This is a genomic window from Streptomyces lunaelactis (genome assembly GCF_003054555.1).
Classification (GTDB): Bacteria; Actinomycetota; Actinomycetes; order Streptomycetales; family Streptomycetaceae; genus Streptomyces; species Streptomyces lunaelactis.
In genome coordinates, this window is the sequence record NZ_CP026304.1 from 3,881,498 (window position 1) to 3,897,513 (window position 16,016).

The window sequence follows — 16,016 nt, forward strand, 5'->3', positions numbered from 1 at the left end:
CGATTGGGCTGCCCTTATGCTCCACGCGCATGAGCATCGAGCTGCGCCATCTCCGCTGCTTCCCGGCCATCGCGGAGGAGGCCAGCGTGACCCGGGCCGCGACGAGGCCCTCGACGCGGGTCGGCTGCGCCAGTGGCCGCTGCGGTTGAGCCACGCCTGGTCCGCCTTCGGGCCGTACACCACGCCCCTGCTCCGCCGCTGGCAGCAGGAACACGCGGACACCCCGCTGGAACTCCTGCGGATCGACGACCGCACGGCGGACCTGACCCGCGGCGAGGTCGACGCGGCGGTACTGCGCGGCCCGGTGACCACGCCGGGCCTGGTCACCGAGCTGCTCTTCACGGAACCCCGGGTCGCGGCGGTCACGGCGGACGGCCCCCGGCGGCGCGCACATCACTGGCGCTCGCGGACCTGACGGCGGGGCCGTTGATCGCTGACGGCGATCGCGGCGGGTCGCGGCACGGGAGTCTCGGTGGCGTCGACGGAGTCGATGCACCCGCACCCGGGGGTCGCGTACCGCGCACTGTCGGACGCACCGGCGGCGCAGGTCGTGTTGGCATGGCGGGCGGGGGCGGCGCACCCGGCGATCGGTCAACTGGCGGCGCTGGCACGGGAGGTGGCGACAGCTGCCTCTTCGAGATCACCTATGCCGGAACGGGAATAATCCCAAGTCGGCATGGACGTGGGGAAACACGCTCCGTAGCGTCGATCTCAGGCGGTCCCGCCAGGGGCCGAAGCAGAGGGGGCGCCATGCCACGAGAGCAACTGACCAGGCTCACCGGCAAGCAAAACGGACCGAACTGTGACGACGACGACTGCCCGAATCTGTACAGGCACGAAGGACGGGGATCCATCGTTGTCCAGGGTGATCTCTATGACGGCTTCGCGGTCCCGGACGGGGAAGGGCTCGTGGAGATTCCGGAGCACATCTTGAGGGAGGCTATCCATGCACTTGGATGGTGACGAGTGGAACAAGGCTTTCGATTCCTTCACGCAGGACGCGTGGCGCTTCGAGGCCCAGCCCACGTACACCATGCCGCAGGAAGCGAAGAGCCTTGCCCGCTTCTTGCGAGGGGAAGCCAAACCCCGTGACCACAATTCGCGTTGGCACGAGCGCGTCCGCGCGTATGTGACTTCGGGCCGGAGGATCGGTCGCGTACGCATCGTGCGGCAGCCCCTCACCGACTATCAGCGCTACCAGTTCGCGTGGGGAATTCCGGGCAACATTGAAGCGGGTGAAGATATCCGCGTTCTCGACGTCACCAACCAGGACTACGGGTTGCCGCTCGGCGGCACCGACTGGTGGATGTTCGACGACGCTCGTGTGGTCCACCTGAACTTTCGCCCGGACGGGACACAGATCAACCGCGAAACGTTCGAGGGCGACATAGAGCCCTACCAGGAATGGAAACGCATTGCGCTGGCCGGGTCGGTATCGTTTGCGGAGTACGTGAAAGAACACGGGTGACGTTCGAGCCTGATGAGCTGGGTCAGTCCAGGGCTGACCTGGCCGAGCGACTGAGAGAGCTACGCAAGGCGGCCGGTCTCACCGGAGACCGGCTCGCCAAGCGATGCAACATGCCTCAGTCGCAGATCAGTAAGTTCGAGACGGGGAAGAGGACCCCGAGCCTCGTTGATGTGGAGCGCATCCTCCGGGCAATCGGCGCTCCATCTGAGCTGATTACTGAAGTGACGGCTCTGGCCAGGATCGCCAACACCCAGTGGCAGGACAAGCGTTCTTCGCGGCGCAGGGGGCTGGAGAAGCGGCAGACGGAGCTGGCCGCGTTGGAGGCCGAGGCGACGACCCTCCGGTATTTTCTGCCCGCTATGGTGACGGGCCTGCTGGCGACCCCGGAGTACGTACGGGCGAGCCTGAGCGGCTTCCCTGGTGACGTCTCGACGACAGTGGCGCGCAAGCTGGAACGGCAGTCGGTCCTCTACGACACGTCGAAGTCCTTCACGTTCCTGCTCACCGAGCAGGCCATGAACTGGGCGATCGTGCCGCCTTCGGCCATGGCCGTGCAGATCGACCGGCTGGTTTCACTGTCACGCCTCTCCAACGTCCGAATTGGCGTGATCACGCTCGGGACCCGGATACCTCTCGGCCCGATGAACACGTTCACGGTCTATGACGACCGGCTGGCAACGGTTGAGAATTTCACCGGTCGCATGGTCTTTCGAGACTCCCGTGACATAGCGGAGCATCTGGAAGTCTTCAGCCTGTTCGAGGCACACGCCCTGTTCCAGGACGCGGCCCGCCAACAGCTTTCTGAATGGGCCGAGTTGCACCGGGCCTGATTTTTATGCCGCAACGGGAATCGGTCTGGATACGTCGCCGATACATCGGGACAATGGACGCATGCCGACCAACCAGAAGGTTCCCCGTGAGCAGCCCAACGCCAAGGGCTGGCGAATGGACCCCATTCCAAGTCGCCCCGCCTACAAAGACGACGATGGAAACGTCCGCATTCCCATCTGGCTGACGAAGAACGGTCGGCACACGGCGGACACGGAAATGGTCCTTCTTCCCTCGGAAGCCGAATTGCTGAGCGAGCGGCTGACCGACGCCATCGGCGACCCTAGGTCGACCCTGCAGTCGCTGCTCCACGCCCCGGTCATTGCCCAAGGCCCCGGCGTCACCGTCGTGTCCAAGCTCCCCCACTCCGCCTGAGACGGACCCTTCACACCCCCATGACTTCCGCCCGGCACGGGCGGAGGGACGGCCACGCCCTGTGGTCGCCGAACGACCTGGAAGGCACAGCCATGCAGAACAGAACCGACCTCTACGCGCTCGCCATCGACGGCGCCGCGTTCGCCAAGGCCTGCGGCGGCAACACCCACCCCGACGGCGAATCCTGCGTGACCCTCGCCCGCATCGGCGAGGACGCCTGGGCGCTGGGTGACAGCAAGCAACCGGGCGCGGAGCCACTGCGGTTCACCACGGCCGAGCTGGACGCCGCCGGGATCACCCCGAAGCGGTTCGGGCTGTCGGCCTAGCCGGCCACCACAGCCGGCCCCGGCCCCTTCCCTCAAGGAGCCGGGGCCCAACCACCCTGAACGGGGTACCAGTTGCACCATCACGGCTACCTGTGGACGGGCCCGAAGCAGCGATTCGACAAGGAAGGCCTGCGCCGCACCCCGCGCACCTCCGACCTGCCGCCGATGGAGACGGCGCACTGGCTGATGAAGTCCGCGTCCTCGGTCCAGGGCACCTGGCAGGAACCGAAGGAGGCGGCGGCCTGGCTCGGTGATCGCCTCGCCGAGTACGAACACCGTTTCACGTCCCAAACCGACTGTGACGGCAACCGTCTGACTCTCCTGGTCAACTCCACGTCTGAGCGGCTCGGTTGGGGTGGAGACGTGTCCTTCGGCTTCTACCTCGAACACCCCGTGTTCCTGTCCATGGCCTTGGTGACGTGCTCACCGAATCGCACCGCCCCCGAACTGGGCTGCCCCCAGAGGTGACCGCTACGGAGAATGAACGGAACACAGCCAATCACTCCCCGGCCCGGTCCAAGAGGGTGCCGCCGCGTAGAGTCCTGCCGCGTATCCACTGGGGAGGGGATGTTCGAAATGTTCATGCAGGTGAGACGAGGTGCCTGGCTGGTGCCGGTCGCGCTCGCGATGCTGGGGCTGTCGGTGAGCGCGTGCACCAACCCGCGGGCGAAGGAGCCGATCTCGCAGCGGTCCACCATGGCGCGCTCCGCCTACACTTCGGCCGACGAGCTGCCGGAGAAGCTGTCGGAGGACGGGACCACGATCGTCGTCGGCGATCCCCAGGCCCCGATGGTGGTCCGGCTGTACGAGGACATGCGCTGCCCCGTCTGCGAGGAGTTCGAGCTCCAGGGCTCCTCAACGGACCTGCGCGGCCTCACGCTGAAGCGGGAGGTGCGGACCGAGTACGTCCTCGCCTCCTTCCTCGACGACCGGGTGGGCGGCAACGGTTCGAAGAAGGCCGCCAACGCCCTGCGGGCAGCCTTGGCGCAGGGCAAATTCGCGCAGTACCACGCCGTACTCTTCGCGAACCAGCCGGAGGAGGTTGTGGACGGGTACAACGACGAGTTCCTGCTGCGGATGGCCTCGCAGGTGCCGGGCCTGCGTGGGCCGGCCTTCGACTCGTCGGTCAAGGAGATGAAGTACGCGGCGTTCGTGACCGCCGCCCAGAAGTCGTACCACGCCTCGGCGGGCAACCGGGGCACCCCGTCCATGGACGTCAACGGCAGACCGGTCCCGGACGACGAGCGGGGTGTTTTCTTCGTCCGTGGCTGGCTGGAGACTTACCTCGACAGCTACGAGAGCTGAGCCGTCCAGTAGGACCCACCGTGCGTCAGGGCTCGGGTTGCGGCGCGTATTGGTGTCGACGACAAGTGCTCCGACGGTCAGCCACGCGGGGCAGCGGCGTCCCCGAAGCCGGTGCGACCGAGTGCTCCGTCAACGCCGGGGCTCGCGGTGACCGCGCCTATCCCGGGCGTTCACCATTCACCATTCACCAGCATGTGCACGGCCTTCTCGAGCCGGAGCTTCCTGGTCTCCGGCGTGGGCGCCTGAAGCAACGGCAGGATCATCAGGTAGCGCCCGGTCCTGTCGAGCGCCTCGAAGGCCTTCTTGGCCTCAGGGTTCGCATCGAGCGTTGCCGCGAGGTCGGGCGGCAGCGTCGCCGTCCTCTGCGACTCGTAGGCCCGCGCCCATCGCCCGTCCGCCTGTGCCCTGCGCACCTCGGCCAGCCCCGGTTCACGCATCCGCCCCGTCGCCGTCAGCATCGCGACCTTGTCCACATTCACCTGCGACCACAGGCTCTTGGGCCGACGCGGAACGTACTTCTGCAGGTAGTACTGCTCGTCGAAAGACCGCCGTTGCCCGGAGATCCAGCCGTAGCACAGCCCGATGTCGACGACCTGGTCGTCGGTGACCGTCGGAATGCCGGACTTCTTCTTGGCCATCTTGATCCACACACCCTCGTGGCGCGTGTAGTGCACGGCCAGCCAGCTCTCGAACGCCTCGGCGTCCGGGAAGGCGATGATCTCCACCCCGTCGAGCTCATCCATACGGCTCACGCTATCGCCCGCCTCGCCCGCCCGGTCAGCGCCGGCTCCGAGCCGCTCGCCATCTCACGGGGTGGCCCGGCTGTTCCGTCGCGGGGGTCGTGGTAGAGAAAAGCGCATGAAGCACGACGAGCTGCTCCAGTTCCTCCGCCGGTACAGGCTCGCCGTCCAGGCGTCCGTGACCCCCGACGGCGCGCCCCAGGCCGCCGTTGTCGGATTCGCCGTCAGTGACGAGCTCGAGATCGTGTTCGACACCGTCGAGTCGACCCGCAAGTACGGCAACCTGCGCGCCGACCCCCGTGTCGCGCTCGTCGTCGGCTGGGACGACGCGATCACCGCGCAGATCGAGGGCGTCGCCGACTTCCCCACCGGCTCCGAGCTAGAGCACATCCGGGCGTGCTACTTCACCGCGTACCCGGACGGCCGGGACCGGCTCGCATGGCCCGGCATCACCCACGTACGGGTGCGGCCGGCCTGGATCCGGTACAGCGACTTCACCCAGGACCCGCCGCACATCGAGGAGCTCACCCTCTAGCAGCCGGTCAGACTCCCGCGCGCTCAGGGCACTGGCGTGAAAGCAGGCTTGGCCAGGAGCTGCCCATTCTTCTCGCAACCCAGATTCTTCGCGAGTGAAAGGGAAGCCGAATGCAGAATCGTCAAATTATTCTCACGAAGTTTCTGAGGATTTCCCTCCGGCTCATGACGATGCTTGAGCTCACCGCGAATGATCGCCGGGGAACTATCACTGCCCGGCAGTTTATTACTTGCGCACTCGTAGTACAAAACGGCTTCGTCGACCTTGGCCAAGGCCTTTCGACCAATTTCATACTTCGCGAAATCCGGATCTTCGCCACCAACTGCCGCGCTCGTCTCGTCGGCCAGGGAATAGGTTATCTCCAGGTCGAAACCTGCGCCGGACTGGGAGCTGTAGACCTGGCACAGACTATGGTCTTTCGCCGTGGCTGCGCCCTGGTTCGAATATTCCTCGGCGATGCTCTCGGCCACGCCTTGCACCCCATCCTCCGAAGAGAGTTGCGAGAACTCGTTCGCTCCGGAGACGGCTTCCATCGCTTGACCGGCATCGCCCGAAAGGGCTCCATCGCAGAGCTGCTTGGAGCTCACTGAATCCTTGCTGCGATCGGACTCATCTTTGCCGTCGTCGCACGCCACAAGGACAAGAGGAACAAGCAGAGCAAGCAATACCACGCCAGCTTGTCTCACTGGGAATATCATGTGAACTACTTTCAGCCCGTAACCGAGTCTGCTATTCAGGATTGGGCCATGTGGGCCGCGCGATTGCTCCCCTTGCCATAACCGCTGTTCAGTGCTTCCTCCAAGTCGCCGCCGAATCGACCGTCCCGCTCGATCCCATGGAGTTTCATGAACTCTCTCATCGGAGCTTCCGACGTGGCTTCACCGGCGTCATAAATGGCGAGCCGCTGCTTCAGGACGTCGTCACCACTATTTTGCTGTTTGGATTCGGTCCAATCGCCAATCACATTTCCGAGTTGCTGCTCCAGAGCGCCTGTTCCTGCATCCGTGACGATCGGAATCAAGGTAGCGGCAACGCCAGCAGCGGCGACGGGCGGAAGGAAGGCGGCGCCGGCGGCGACCCCGACTCCCGCGCCGAACCCGATCCAGCCCGCCCGCTTCTCCAGTGCCTTGTTGTAAGCCTCATCCTTCGCCAGGCCGTCGGCCTTGACCCGGTCGGCACGTGACTCGTCGAGCATGCCCTGCACCTCGCCGCCGGCGCGTACGGCCTCTCGGGCATGGGCCTCGTTGATCGTTCCATTGTCGCCGACCTGGGCTTCGAGCACGCTGGTCGTGTAGACCTTCTCGGCGTTCGAGAGCTCCGCATAGGCATCTGGATGCTGGCCCAGCGCGTTGAGGAAGTTTCGCGCCCCGTCCCGGCCGAATTCCGCGTGGTCTGCTGGGTCGCGCTGTGGCGCGAACATGCTCGTCGGATCGTTGTCGTTCAACGCCCAGTTGATGTCGTCGACATAGCCCGCTCCCATCCGGCCAAGGCTGTCAGACAGCGCTTCCTGGCGGTTGAGCAGGTCTGCGTCACCGTACTTCTCGACAACGGACTTCATGATGGCGGCGGAGTCTTCGTCTCTGACCAGCTTGGGCGTCGGGTCGTCGTAGGCGTGTCCGAGGGTGGCCGCCTCCAGGGCGTGCCCGAGCGCGTCGGGCATGTGGTTCGTGGCCTTTTCTATTGCGTCCTGGTTGTAGTGACCGTTGATGTCGCCCGGGAATCCCTTGTAGTCATCGTTGGTGAAGTAGTCCAGGTAGTTGGTGATGGCCTCGTCCTTGACCTTGCCGAGGTCCGCGGCTCCGCCCTTGACGGTTCCGTCCTCGTTGTAGGCCGTGGGCTCCGCCGTGAAGAACTGTTTTGCGGCTTCCGGACTGTGCCCAAGAGCCTCAAGCATGCCGGGAACCGGGTCGAAACCGGCACCGTCCTTACCCGACGGGTTGTACAGATTCGTACCGAACTCGCTCTTCGAGTGGGCGAAGAGGATCGGATCCTTCTGCTGAAGTTGAATCACATGTTCAGCAATGGGGTTCAGGAACTTCGGGTCATAGTCTCCATAGCGCATGATTCCGCCGAGCAGCTGGTACCCGAACGGAGGTGAGTCCATTCCGTACTTCTCGAGCGGAATCTGCTGGGTTCCGAGCTTGCGGAACTGTCCACCCCAGTCCTTGAGGTACCCGGGGTTGTGATCCGGGTCGGTGGCGGTCGCCAGCGTGAGGCCCATGTTGCGCTGGAGTTCCTTCGTCAACTCCAGACGCGCCTTGTTGTCCCCGTGGGCGCTGTCGATGGACATCTGGCCGAAGAATTCCAGCGCTTGCTTGGGTCCGCCCAGCCCCCTGTAGAACGCGTCTGCGAACTCGGGGTCCTTCGTGTTGTACTTCATGATGCTGTTGAACTCGGCGAACTGCTTGTCATTCATCTTCGGGCCGAGCTTGGCCAGTTCGAGCGCCCGGTCCTTCTCGGCGTCGTCCAACGATGTGTAGTTGTTGCTGCTGAAGTCGTTGGGGTTGTTCTTGTTGGTTCTGCCGAGTGCCCGGGCCATGTTGGCGTCGATCTCCGCGGCATGAGCTATCAGGCCCGTGATGCGGTCGGCCAGCGCCTGTGCGGCATCGAGCTGCTTTTGTGTGCGTTCGTCACTGTCCCCCCGTATGTGTGGGAAGTACCACCGGACCGCTCCGCCGCCGATGTCCTCGATCCGGACACCCAGGTTCGGGGCATCCACATCGACTGCCGTCTTCATGCTCTTCTGGATCGCGACGAGTTCCGCATGGGCGTCGTCAAGGAGTGTCCAGATACTCTTGGCCTCCGCGTGGGCGTCGGCGAACTGCTTTGCCGTCTTCTTGACGAACTCTCGCGTGACGGTCGCGTTTTCCCCGGCCCAGCGGGCGGATTCCGACTTCGCCACCATCCCGGAAGTTGCGCTCTTCGCAAGTTTCTGCAGGTTGTCGACGGTCTTCTTCCAGTCCGAGACGGCCGTGCTGAGCTTGCCGAGGTCGACCTGGGCCACGTCCATGAAGGTGAGGCTGGCCACCGCTTTCCCCCTACTTGAAGTACTTGTCGATCTCGGACACGGGCACAGCTGAGCCATCGCGGTGGTGGAGCGATATTCCGACCTGGGCGTCGTCGTTGGCGTGCATCTTCTTGGAGTAATCCAGGTGGTTGGAGATGTGCGCGCAGGCTTGCAGGAGCGTCTTCACCTGGTTGTCCCACACCGTCACGGTTGTCTCCAGAGCGGAGCCGAAGGTGAAGTTGTGATTCTTGAGACTCGCGGCGGCCTGCATGGTGGATCCAGCGCCGTGCTTGTCCATGCCCGCGCCGGCGATGTCCGCCTGCTTGTTGAGGTGGTCATGCAGAATAAAAGCTTCGTGGCCGACGGCCCCCAAGTCGTCCTGGTAGGCGACGAAAACACCCTGTCCGCCGCCCCCGGGGTCCGCCGGTAATTGATTGAGCCGCATTCCCGTGGAGCCCTTCTCGGCCGCCTGTGCCTTCAGCTGCTCCCATTCGTCCCACGCCATGGGTGGATCCCTTCCCCGTTGCCCGCCTGTCCCGGTACGCCCGTCTGGTGGACGGCAAAGTTCCACGGCAACCTAGCAACTGAGCCTTAAACTCACTGGTGTTCTTCCGCACCTCACATGATTTCTTCACCATCACCTGGCCCCCGGGCAAACCTCGTCCGGGCCCATATCCGGTCAGCCGTCCAGCCCCTCCGCCAGCGCCTCCGCCAGATGCCTCGCCCTGCGACCCTCCAGCTGCTCCAGTTGCGTACGGCACGAGAACCCGTCCGCCAGCACCTCCGCCCCCTCCCCCGCCGCCCGGACCGCCGGCAGGAGTTGGTCCTCCGCGCAGGCGACCGACACCCCGTAGTGGCCCTTCTCGAAGCCGAAATTCCCCGCCAGGCCGCAGCAGCCGCCGCTCAACTCGCCGATCAGGCCCGCCCGTTCGCGCAGGCGCCGGTCCGCCTCGTCGCCCAGGACCGCGTGCTGGTGGCAGTGCGTCTGGCCCGCGACGGGGCGGTCCAGACGCGGCGGGGCCCAGTCCGGCGCGCACTCCTCCAGCGCCTGGGCGAAGGTGCGGACCGAGGCCGCGAGCCGGGCCGCGCGCGGGTCGTCGGTCAGCAGCTCCGGCAGGTCCGTCCTCAGCGCCGCCGCGCAGCTCGGCTCCAGGACCACGACCGGGACGCCCAGTTCCAGCAGCGGCTCCACCGTGTCCAGGGTGTGGCGCAGCACCGCGCGCGCCCGGTCCAGCTGGCCCGTCGAGACATAGGTCAGGCCGCAGCAGACCTGGCCCGGCGGCAGCACGATGCCCATGCCCGCCGCCTCCATGACCCGCACGGCCGCGCGGCCCACGGACGGCGACAGGTGGTCGGTGAAGGTGTCCGGCCACAGCACCGCCGTGCGGCTGTCGGCGAGGACGCCCGTCCGGTCGCGCATGTGGTCCTGCAGCCAGCGGCGGAACGTCACCGGTGCCAGTAGGGGCAGAGCGCGCTCCGGGGCGATCCCGCCCAGCCGCTTCGCGAGCGCCGCCAGCGGGCGGACCCGGGCCAGCGCGTTGACCACGCGTGCGTACGGCGCCGCGGCCCGCAGCCACACCGGCAGGCGGCCCATCACATAGTGCGAGGCCGGCCGCAGCCGGCCCGCGTAGTGGTGGTGCAGGAACTCCGCCTTGTACGTGGCCATGTCGACGCCCACCGGGCAGTCGCTCCGGCACCCCTTGCAGGACAGGCACAGATCCAGCGCGTCCCGCACCTCCTCCGAGCGCCAGCCGTCCGTCACGACCTCGCCCGCGAGCATCTCGTGCAGCAGCCGGGCCCGTCCGCGGGTGGAGTGGGCCTCCTCGCCCGTCGCCCGGAACGACGGACACATGACGTCCGGTCCCGAACTCGGCCCGGCCACCCGGCACTTGGCGACCCCCACACACCTGCGCACCGCCACCCCGAAGTCGCCGCCGTCGTGCGGATAGCCGAAAGCGACCTCCACCGGCTCCTTCGGCAGGACCGAGAAGCGGAGGTTCGCGTCGAGCCGGTCCGGGCGGGCCAGCATCCCCGGGTTCATGCCGCCCTCCGGGTCCCACACGTCCTTGAACCGGCCGAAGAGGCCGACCAGTTCGTCCCCGTACATCCTCGGCAGCAGCTCGGCCCGCGCCTGCCCGTCACCGTGCTCCCCCGACAGCGAGCCGCCGTGCGAGACGACGAGCTCCGCCACCTCCTCGGAGAACCGCCGGAAGCCCCGTACCCCCTCCGTGCTCATCAGGTCGAAGTCGATACGGACATGAATGCAGCCGTCCCCGAAGTGCCCGTACGGCGTGCCGCGCAGACCGTGCTGGGCGAGCAGCGCGCGGAAGTCCCGCAGATACGCCCCCAGCCGGGCCGGCGGCACCGCGCAGTCCTCCCAGCCCGGCCAGGCCTCGCCGCCGTCGGCCGTTCGCGTCGCCGTCCCCGCCGCGTCCTCGCGCACCCGCCACAGCGCGCGCATGCCCGCCGGGTCGTCGACGACCGTGCCGTCCAACGCGTCGGCGCCCCGCACCAGTTCGGCGGCCCGCGACCGTGCCTCGGCCGCCGTGTCGCCGCCCGTCTCCACGAAGAGCCAGGCTCCGCCGCGCGGCAGCCCCCGCACATCGCGCACCAGGTCCTCGGCCATGCCCTCGACGGTCAGCGGCCGGTAGGCCAGCAGGCCCGGGGCCGCTTCCGCCGCCGCGCTCTCGTCCGCGTAGCCGAGCACGGCGAGCGCCCGCGCGCGTGGCGCCTCCACCAGCCGTACGGACGCCTCGGTCAGCACGCCCAGCGTGCCCTCGCTGCCGCAGAACGCCCGGGCGAGATCGACGCCCTTCTCGGGCAGCAGGGCGTCCAGCGCGTAGCCGGAGATCCGCCTCGGGAGCCCCTTTGGGTAGCCGGTCCGCAGCAGGGCCAGGTTCCGGTCGACGAGCTCCCGCAGCCCGGCGGGTGCGCCCTCCCAGCCCTGCCCGAGGCGCAGTTCCGTACCCCCGTACGTCACCACCGACAGACCATGGATGTTGTCGGCGGTCGTGCCCCACGCCACCGAGTGCGCGCCGCAGGAGTTGTTGCCGATCATCCCGCCGAGCGTGCAGCGGCTGTGTGTGGACGGGTCGGGGCCGAAGGTCAGCCCGTGGGGCCGTACGGCGTCCCGCAGCGTGTCGAGGACGACTCCCGGCTGCACCACCGCCGTACGCGCCTCCGCGTCCACCTCCACCACGGCGTCCAGATGGCGGGTGAAGTCCAGCACCACCCCGATACCCGTCGCCTGACCTGCGATGGAGGTACCGGCGCCGCGCGGCACCACGGGCACCCCGTACCGCCGGCACACCTCCAGGGCCGCGGCCACGTCCTCGGCGTCGCGCGGTGCGACCACACCGACCGGCACGCGCCGGTAGTTGGACGCGTCCATCGTCATCAGCGCCCGCGCGGCCGCGGTGAAGTCGACGTCGCCGCGCACCGCCCGGGTCAGCGCGCGCGCCAGTCCGCCCGTCTCCCGCCGGTCCCGGCCACCCCGCCGTACCTGTCGCTGTTCAGCCATGTGTCTCAGGATGCCCCTGTGGGTGGCCCTGTCACTCTCGTCACACCGGTGGGGAACGTGCCACGTGCGGCCGTTGCGCGACACCACCCTTGGGTAAAGCCCACAAGAATTTCGCAATGTGATCGGCAACTCCTCCTATAGTGACGGTCACTTGATCAGGAACAAGCGGCTCCAGTTACTGCCACCGCCACCCCCGGAAGGCACCACTCGATGACCGGCACCGACGAAAACCGATGACCCGCGTCACGCGGTCGGTCCACCCGGCGCAGCCCCACCCCCCGCTCGCCGGCACGACCGTCAACACCCTGAAGATCGTTGTCGTGGGCGGCTTCGGAGCCGGCAAGACGACCATGGTCCGCTCCGTCAGCGAGATCCGTCCGCTGCACACGGAGGAGGTGACGAGCCGCGCCGGCCACACCCTCGACGGCACCACGCGCGTCCAGCACAAGGCCTCCACGACCGTCGCCTTCGACTTCGGCCGGATCACGATCGACGAACGCAGCGTCCTGTACGTCTTCGGCGCCCCCGGCCAGGACCGCTTCTGGTTCCTGTGGGACCGCCTGCTCGTCGGCACGCTCGGCGCGGTCGTCCTCGTCGACACCCGCTCGCTCGCCGACGCCTGGTACGCGATCGACCGGCTGGAACACCACGGCACGCCCTTCATCGTCGCCGTCAACGACTTCGGCGGTCCGTTCCACAGCGACGACCGGATCCGCGAGGCGCTCGCGCTGGGGCCGGAGGTGCCGCTGGTGGAGTTCGACGCCCGGGACCACTCGTCGAGCAAGTTCGTACTCATCGCGCTGGTCGAGCATCTGCACGCCCTGTCCTTACGCGAGGAGGCATGCGACAAGGACGGCAAGCCCTGCCACGACGGCTGAGGCGCAGGCCGGCCGAGGCGCAGGCCGGCCGCTCCACCGGCCGAGACGCCTGTCTCAGACGCCGGACCGCGTATCCGCCCCGCCCCGGGACCGGATACGCTCGCGAACGTGGCTGAGATCCAGATTCCCGCTGACATCAAGCCCGCCGACGGCCGTTTCGGCGCGGGCCCCTCCAAGGTGCGTACGGAGGCGCTCGACGCCCTGGCCGCGACAGGCTCCTCACTCCTGGGTACGTCCCACCGCCAGGCCCCGGTGAAGAACCTGGTCGGTGCGGTGCGCGACGGCGTACGCGACCTCTTCCAGCTCCCCGAGGGCTACGAGGTGATCCTGGGCAACGGCGGCTCCACCGCCTTCTGGGACATCGCGACGCACGGCCTGATCGAGAACAAGTCCCAGCACCTGTCCTTCGGCGAGTTCTCCTCCAAGTTCGCGAAGGCGGCGAAGCTCGCGCCGTGGCTGGCCGAGCCGACCGTCATCACCTCCGACCCGGGCACCCACCCGGACCCGGAGGCCGAGGCGGGCGTCGACGCCTACGCCTTCACGCACAACGAGACCTCGACCGGTGTCGCGACCCCGGTCAAGCGCGTCGCGGGCGCGGACGAGGGCTCGCTGGTCCTGGTCGACGCCACCTCCGGCGCGGGCGGCCTGCCGGTCGACATCGCCGAGACGGACGTCTACTACTTCGCCCCGCAGAAGTCCTTCGCCGCCGACGGCGGCCTGTGGATCGCTGTCTTCTCCCCGGCCGCGCTCGAGCGCGCCGCCCGTGTCCACGGCTCGGGCCGCCACGTCCCGGAGTTCTTCAGCCTGCCGACGGCGATCGACAACTCCCTGAAGAACCAGACGTACAACACCCCGGCGCTGGCCACGCTCTTCCTCCTGAACGAGCAGCTCACCTGGCTGAACACCCAGGGCGGCCTGGACTGGTCGGTCCGGCGTACGGCGACGTCGTCGCGGAACCTGTACGGCTGGGCCGAGGCGTCAAAGTACGCGACCCCCTTCGTGACCGACCCGGCGAAGCGCTCGCAGGTCATCGGCACGATCGACTTCGCGGACGAGATCGACGCGGCGGCGGTCGCCAAGGCGCTGCGCGCGAACGGCATCGTGGACACCGAGCCGTACCGCAAGCTGGGCCGCAACCAGCTGCGGGTGGCGATGTTCCCGGCGATCGACCCGGCGGACGTCGAGGCGCTGACGGCGTGCGTCGACTACGTGATCGAGAAGCTGTAGTACCCAGCGGCACGGAGACGGGCTCGGCAGCATGATGCTGCGGGGCCCGTTTTTCTGGCACCGATCACCCCATCTGCGCCTTGACGTGGTCGATCACTTCGCTGAACTCCTTGGTCGGCGAGAAATCCACGTACTCACAGTCCTCGAGCGCCTCCGGAACGTGACCGGCCGGCCAGTAGAAGGCCTGCCCCGCCTCATAGATCTCGTCACCCGACGCTGTCCGCATCTTCAGCCGCCCGCTGAAGAGGTATCCCCAGTGCGGGCACTGGCACATGTCGCCGGGCAGGCCCTTCACCGCCGGTGACATGTCCGTGCCCTTGGGGAGTCGCGCGAACGCGACGGTCATGTCACCCCCGACTTCCTTCACCCGCAGCTCCACGCCGTCGCCCTCGAGGGCGACGGGAGTCTCGTCACGCGTGGTTGCCGTCATGGTTCCTCCAGCGCTGGTCCGCCGATCCGTCCCTGGATCCCTGTCCCCCTGCTTCCCGGCCCTCTTCCAGTCTCGTACCGAAGGCCGCTGTCTGCCGGATGGACCAACGCGCGGGCGGGCTTGTCCCCCTCTCCTGATGCTGGGTCGTGTGCAATCGCCCCCACCGTCAGGAGACACCCGCCGTGCTGCCACGCCTGCTTCCCCGCCTGCTTCCCCGTTCACGACCGCTACGGCTGCCCGCCGCCGCCCTGGTGGCCGTCGCCTCCCTCGCCGGGCTGATCTCCGCCCCCGCCCAGGCCGCGGCTCCGCCCCCCGGCGGCCACGACCGTGAGCTGCACAGGCTCCTGCAGGAACTGGTCCGTACACCGGGCGGCCCACCCGGAGTCATCGCCCTGCTGCGGCGCGGGCACCACACGGAGGTCTACCGGGCCGGGGTCGCCGAGGTCGGCACCGACCGCGCGCCGCGGCCGGCCGACCATATGCGGATCGCGAGCACGGCCAAGGCGTACAGCGGGGCCGTCGCGCTGGGGCTGGTCGACCGCGGCCGGCTCGGCCTCGACGACACCATCGGCGAGCTGCTACCGGCACTTCCCGCGGCCTGGCACGCCGTGACGCTCCGGCAGCTGCTGCAGCACACCAGCGGTCTGCCGGACTTCACCGCGTCCCCGGAATTCCTCGAGATCCTGGGCCAGGACCCGCACCACCTCTTCGACTCCCGACGCCTCCTCGACTTCGTCGCCGGTGACCCGCTGCTGTTCAGCCCAGGCTCGCGGTACCAGTACTCGAACTCCGACAACATCGCCGTGGCCCTGATGGCCGAGGCGGTGACGGGCCGCCCCTACGAGGAGCTGCTGAAGAAGATCGTCTACCGTCCGCTGGGCCTGCGGAACACCAGCCTTCCGCAGGGCTTCGACATCCCCGAGCCCTATCTGCACGGCTACGACGTCACGCCGCCGAACCCGCCGGAGGACATCAGCACGGTGCTCAGCGCGTCGGGGGTCTGGGCGTCCGGCGGCATCATCTCGACCCCGGCGGACATGACCTCGTTCATCCGCGGCTACGCGAGCGGCGAGCTGATCTCCAGACGGACGAGGAAGCAGCAGCTGAAGTGGGTGGACGGCGCCTCCGAGCCGGCCGGCCCCGGAGTCAACGCCGCCGGTCTGGCGATCTTCCGCTACACGACCCGATGCGGTGTGGTGTACGGCCACACGGGCAACTTCCCCGGCTACACGCAACTGGTGGCGGCGACCCCGGACGGGGAGCGCTCCCTGACCTTCTCGATCACCACCCAGGTGAACAAGTCCAACAAGCCGGAGCTGGTCGCCGAGCTCAGGAACATCCAGGAGGACTTCGTCTGCGGGCTGCTGCGGCGCTAGT

General features: G+C 67.6%; 17 protein-coding genes and 1 pseudogene. 12 read left to right on the forward strand and 6 right to left on the reverse strand.

Annotated features, from left to right (window positions below; translation table 11 throughout):
- Positions 1 to 100 precede the first annotated feature (100 nt).
- From SLUN_RS17520 to SLUN_RS17555, 8 genes and pseudogenes are all read left to right on the forward strand, one after another.
- Positions 101 to 664, forward strand: a pseudogene (locus tag SLUN_RS17520) (LysR substrate-binding domain-containing protein); the annotation flags it as partial.
- 86 nt (positions 665 to 750) lie between these two features.
- Entirely contained in the window at positions 751 to 963 is a 213-nt protein-coding gene (locus SLUN_RS41245; protein WP_108149382.1) for a hypothetical protein, read from the forward strand.
- Positions 947 to 1,468: a DUF6879 family protein gene (locus tag SLUN_RS17530; protein ID WP_108149383.1), complete on the forward strand. Its 522-nt coding sequence runs from the start codon at positions 947 to 949 to the stop codon at positions 1,466 to 1,468. Before SLUN_RS41245 ends, SLUN_RS17530 begins: the two co-directional genes overlap by 17 nt.
- Positions 1,465 to 2,298 (forward strand): helix-turn-helix domain-containing protein, encoded by an 834-nt coding sequence (locus SLUN_RS17535; RefSeq protein WP_108149384.1) that lies wholly within the window; start codon positions 1,465 to 1,467, stop codon positions 2,296 to 2,298. Before SLUN_RS17530 ends, SLUN_RS17535 begins: the two co-directional genes overlap by 4 nt.
- Positions 2,299 to 2,359: 61 nt before the next feature.
- On the forward strand, positions 2,360 to 2,671 hold the full coding sequence (locus SLUN_RS17540; RefSeq protein ID WP_159100278.1) for a hypothetical protein: 312 nt from the start codon (positions 2,360 to 2,362) through the stop codon (positions 2,669 to 2,671).
- A gap of 92 nt (positions 2,672 to 2,763) precedes the next feature.
- Positions 2,764 to 2,997, forward strand: a complete 234-nt coding sequence (locus SLUN_RS17545) for a DUF397 domain-containing protein (RefSeq protein ID WP_108154800.1) — start codon at positions 2,764 to 2,766, stop codon at positions 2,995 to 2,997.
- Between the two features lie 72 nt (positions 2,998 to 3,069).
- Complete coding sequence (locus SLUN_RS17550; RefSeq protein WP_108149386.1) at positions 3,070 to 3,465, forward strand: hypothetical protein; 396 nt, start codon at positions 3,070 to 3,072, stop codon at positions 3,463 to 3,465.
- Between the two features lie 108 nt (positions 3,466 to 3,573).
- Positions 3,574 to 4,302: a DsbA family protein gene (locus SLUN_RS17555; protein ID WP_254710086.1), complete on the forward strand. Its 729-nt coding sequence runs from the start codon at positions 3,574 to 3,576 to the stop codon at positions 4,300 to 4,302.
- A gap of 170 nt (positions 4,303 to 4,472) precedes the next feature.
- Here the strand turns inward: SLUN_RS17555 and SLUN_RS17560 are convergent, their stop codons facing one another.
- Entirely contained in the window at positions 4,473 to 5,045 is a 573-nt protein-coding gene (locus SLUN_RS17560; RefSeq protein WP_108149387.1) for a YdeI/OmpD-associated family protein, read from the reverse strand.
- A 115-nt stretch (positions 5,046 to 5,160) separates the two neighbouring features.
- Here SLUN_RS17560 and SLUN_RS17565 point away from each other — a divergent pair, with 115 nt between their 5' ends.
- On the forward strand, positions 5,161 to 5,577 hold the full coding sequence (locus tag SLUN_RS17565; protein WP_108149388.1) for a pyridoxamine 5'-phosphate oxidase family protein: 417 nt from the start codon (positions 5,161 to 5,163) through the stop codon (positions 5,575 to 5,577).
- Between the two features lie 23 nt (positions 5,578 to 5,600).
- Here the strand turns inward: SLUN_RS17565 and SLUN_RS39475 are convergent, their stop codons facing one another.
- The 4 genes from SLUN_RS39475 to SLUN_RS17580 all read right to left on the reverse strand — a co-directional run bounded on the left by SLUN_RS39475 (position 5,601) and on the right by SLUN_RS17580 (position 12,104).
- Positions 5,601 to 6,275 (reverse strand): hypothetical protein, encoded by a 675-nt coding sequence (locus tag SLUN_RS39475; protein ID WP_159100279.1) that lies wholly within the window; start codon positions 6,273 to 6,275, stop codon positions 5,601 to 5,603.
- Between the two features lie 35 nt (positions 6,276 to 6,310).
- Positions 6,311 to 8,605, reverse strand: coding sequence for a DUF6571 family protein (locus tag SLUN_RS17570; RefSeq protein WP_257153750.1), 2,295 nt, complete (start codon positions 8,603 to 8,605; stop codon positions 6,311 to 6,313).
- A 10-nt stretch (positions 8,606 to 8,615) separates the two neighbouring features.
- Positions 8,616 to 9,089, reverse strand: coding sequence for a hypothetical protein (locus SLUN_RS17575; RefSeq protein ID WP_108149389.1), 474 nt, complete (start codon positions 9,087 to 9,089; stop codon positions 8,616 to 8,618).
- Between the two features lie 174 nt (positions 9,090 to 9,263).
- Positions 9,264 to 12,104 carry an FAD-binding and (Fe-S)-binding domain-containing protein gene (locus SLUN_RS17580; protein WP_108149390.1) on the reverse strand — a complete coding sequence of 947 codons (2,841 nt, stop codon included), beginning with the start codon at positions 12,102 to 12,104 and terminating at the stop codon, positions 9,264 to 9,266.
- A gap of 233 nt (positions 12,105 to 12,337) precedes the next feature.
- Here SLUN_RS17580 and SLUN_RS17585 point away from each other — a divergent pair, with 233 nt between their 5' ends.
- Positions 12,338 to 12,982 carry a GTP-binding protein gene (locus tag SLUN_RS17585; RefSeq protein ID WP_108149391.1) on the forward strand — a complete coding sequence of 215 codons (645 nt, stop codon included), beginning with the start codon at positions 12,338 to 12,340 and terminating at the stop codon, positions 12,980 to 12,982.
- 108 nt (positions 12,983 to 13,090) lie between these two features.
- Positions 13,091 to 14,209, forward strand: coding sequence for a phosphoserine transaminase (serC, locus tag SLUN_RS17590; protein WP_108149392.1), 1,119 nt, complete (start codon positions 13,091 to 13,093; stop codon positions 14,207 to 14,209).
- A 64-nt stretch (positions 14,210 to 14,273) separates the two neighbouring features.
- Here serC and SLUN_RS17595 read toward each other — a convergent pair whose 3' ends face one another.
- Positions 14,274 to 14,639, reverse strand: a complete 366-nt coding sequence (locus tag SLUN_RS17595) for a cupin domain-containing protein (protein ID WP_108149393.1) — start codon at positions 14,637 to 14,639, stop codon at positions 14,274 to 14,276.
- Positions 14,640 to 14,821: 182 nt separating this feature from the next.
- On the opposite strand from SLUN_RS17595, the gene SLUN_RS17600 reads away from it, so the two are divergent.
- The gene (locus tag SLUN_RS17600) at positions 14,822 to 16,015 is read left to right on the forward strand and encodes a serine hydrolase domain-containing protein (RefSeq protein ID WP_371413835.1); all 1,194 of its coding nucleotides are present in this window, start codon (positions 14,822 to 14,824) and stop codon (positions 16,013 to 16,015) included.
- Position 16,016: the final 1 nt, after the last annotated feature.

What these genes read in the sequence shown, in the direction of transcription:
- SLUN_RS41245 (WP_108149382.1), top strand. Translation starts at nt 751, where the DNA reads ATGCCACGAGAGCAACTGACCAGGCTCACCGGCAAGCAAAACGGACCG.
- SLUN_RS17530 (WP_108149383.1), top strand. Translation starts at nt 947, where the DNA reads ATGCACTTGGATGGTGACGAGTGGAACAAGGCTTTCGATTCCTTCACG.
- SLUN_RS17540 (WP_159100278.1), top strand. Translation starts at nt 2,360, where the DNA reads ATGCCGACCAACCAGAAGGTTCCCCGTGAGCAGCCCAACGCCAAGGGC.
- SLUN_RS17545 (WP_108154800.1), top strand. Translation starts at nt 2,764, where the DNA reads ATGCAGAACAGAACCGACCTCTACGCGCTCGCCATCGACGGCGCCGCG.
- SLUN_RS17555 (WP_254710086.1), top strand. Translation starts at nt 3,574, where the DNA reads ATGTTCATGCAGGTGAGACGAGGTGCCTGGCTGGTGCCGGTCGCGCTC.
- SLUN_RS17560 (WP_108149387.1), bottom strand. Translation starts at nt 5,045, where the DNA reads ATGGATGAGCTCGACGGGGTGGAGATCATCGCCTTCCCGGACGCCGAG.
- SLUN_RS17565 (WP_108149388.1), top strand. Translation starts at nt 5,161, where the DNA reads ATGAAGCACGACGAGCTGCTCCAGTTCCTCCGCCGGTACAGGCTCGCC.
- SLUN_RS39475 (WP_159100279.1), bottom strand. Translation starts at nt 6,275, where the DNA reads ATGATATTCCCAGTGAGACAAGCTGGCGTGGTATTGCTTGCTCTGCTT.
- SLUN_RS17575 (WP_108149389.1), bottom strand. Translation starts at nt 9,089, where the DNA reads ATGGCGTGGGACGAATGGGAGCAGCTGAAGGCACAGGCGGCCGAGAAG.
- SLUN_RS17580 (WP_108149390.1), bottom strand. Translation starts at nt 12,104, where the DNA reads ATGGCTGAACAGCGACAGGTACGGCGGGGTGGCCGGGACCGGCGGGAG.
- SLUN_RS17585 (WP_108149391.1), top strand. Translation starts at nt 12,338, where the DNA reads ATGACCCGCGTCACGCGGTCGGTCCACCCGGCGCAGCCCCACCCCCCG.
- SLUN_RS17595 (WP_108149393.1), bottom strand. Translation starts at nt 14,639, where the DNA reads ATGACGGCAACCACGCGTGACGAGACTCCCGTCGCCCTCGAGGGCGAC.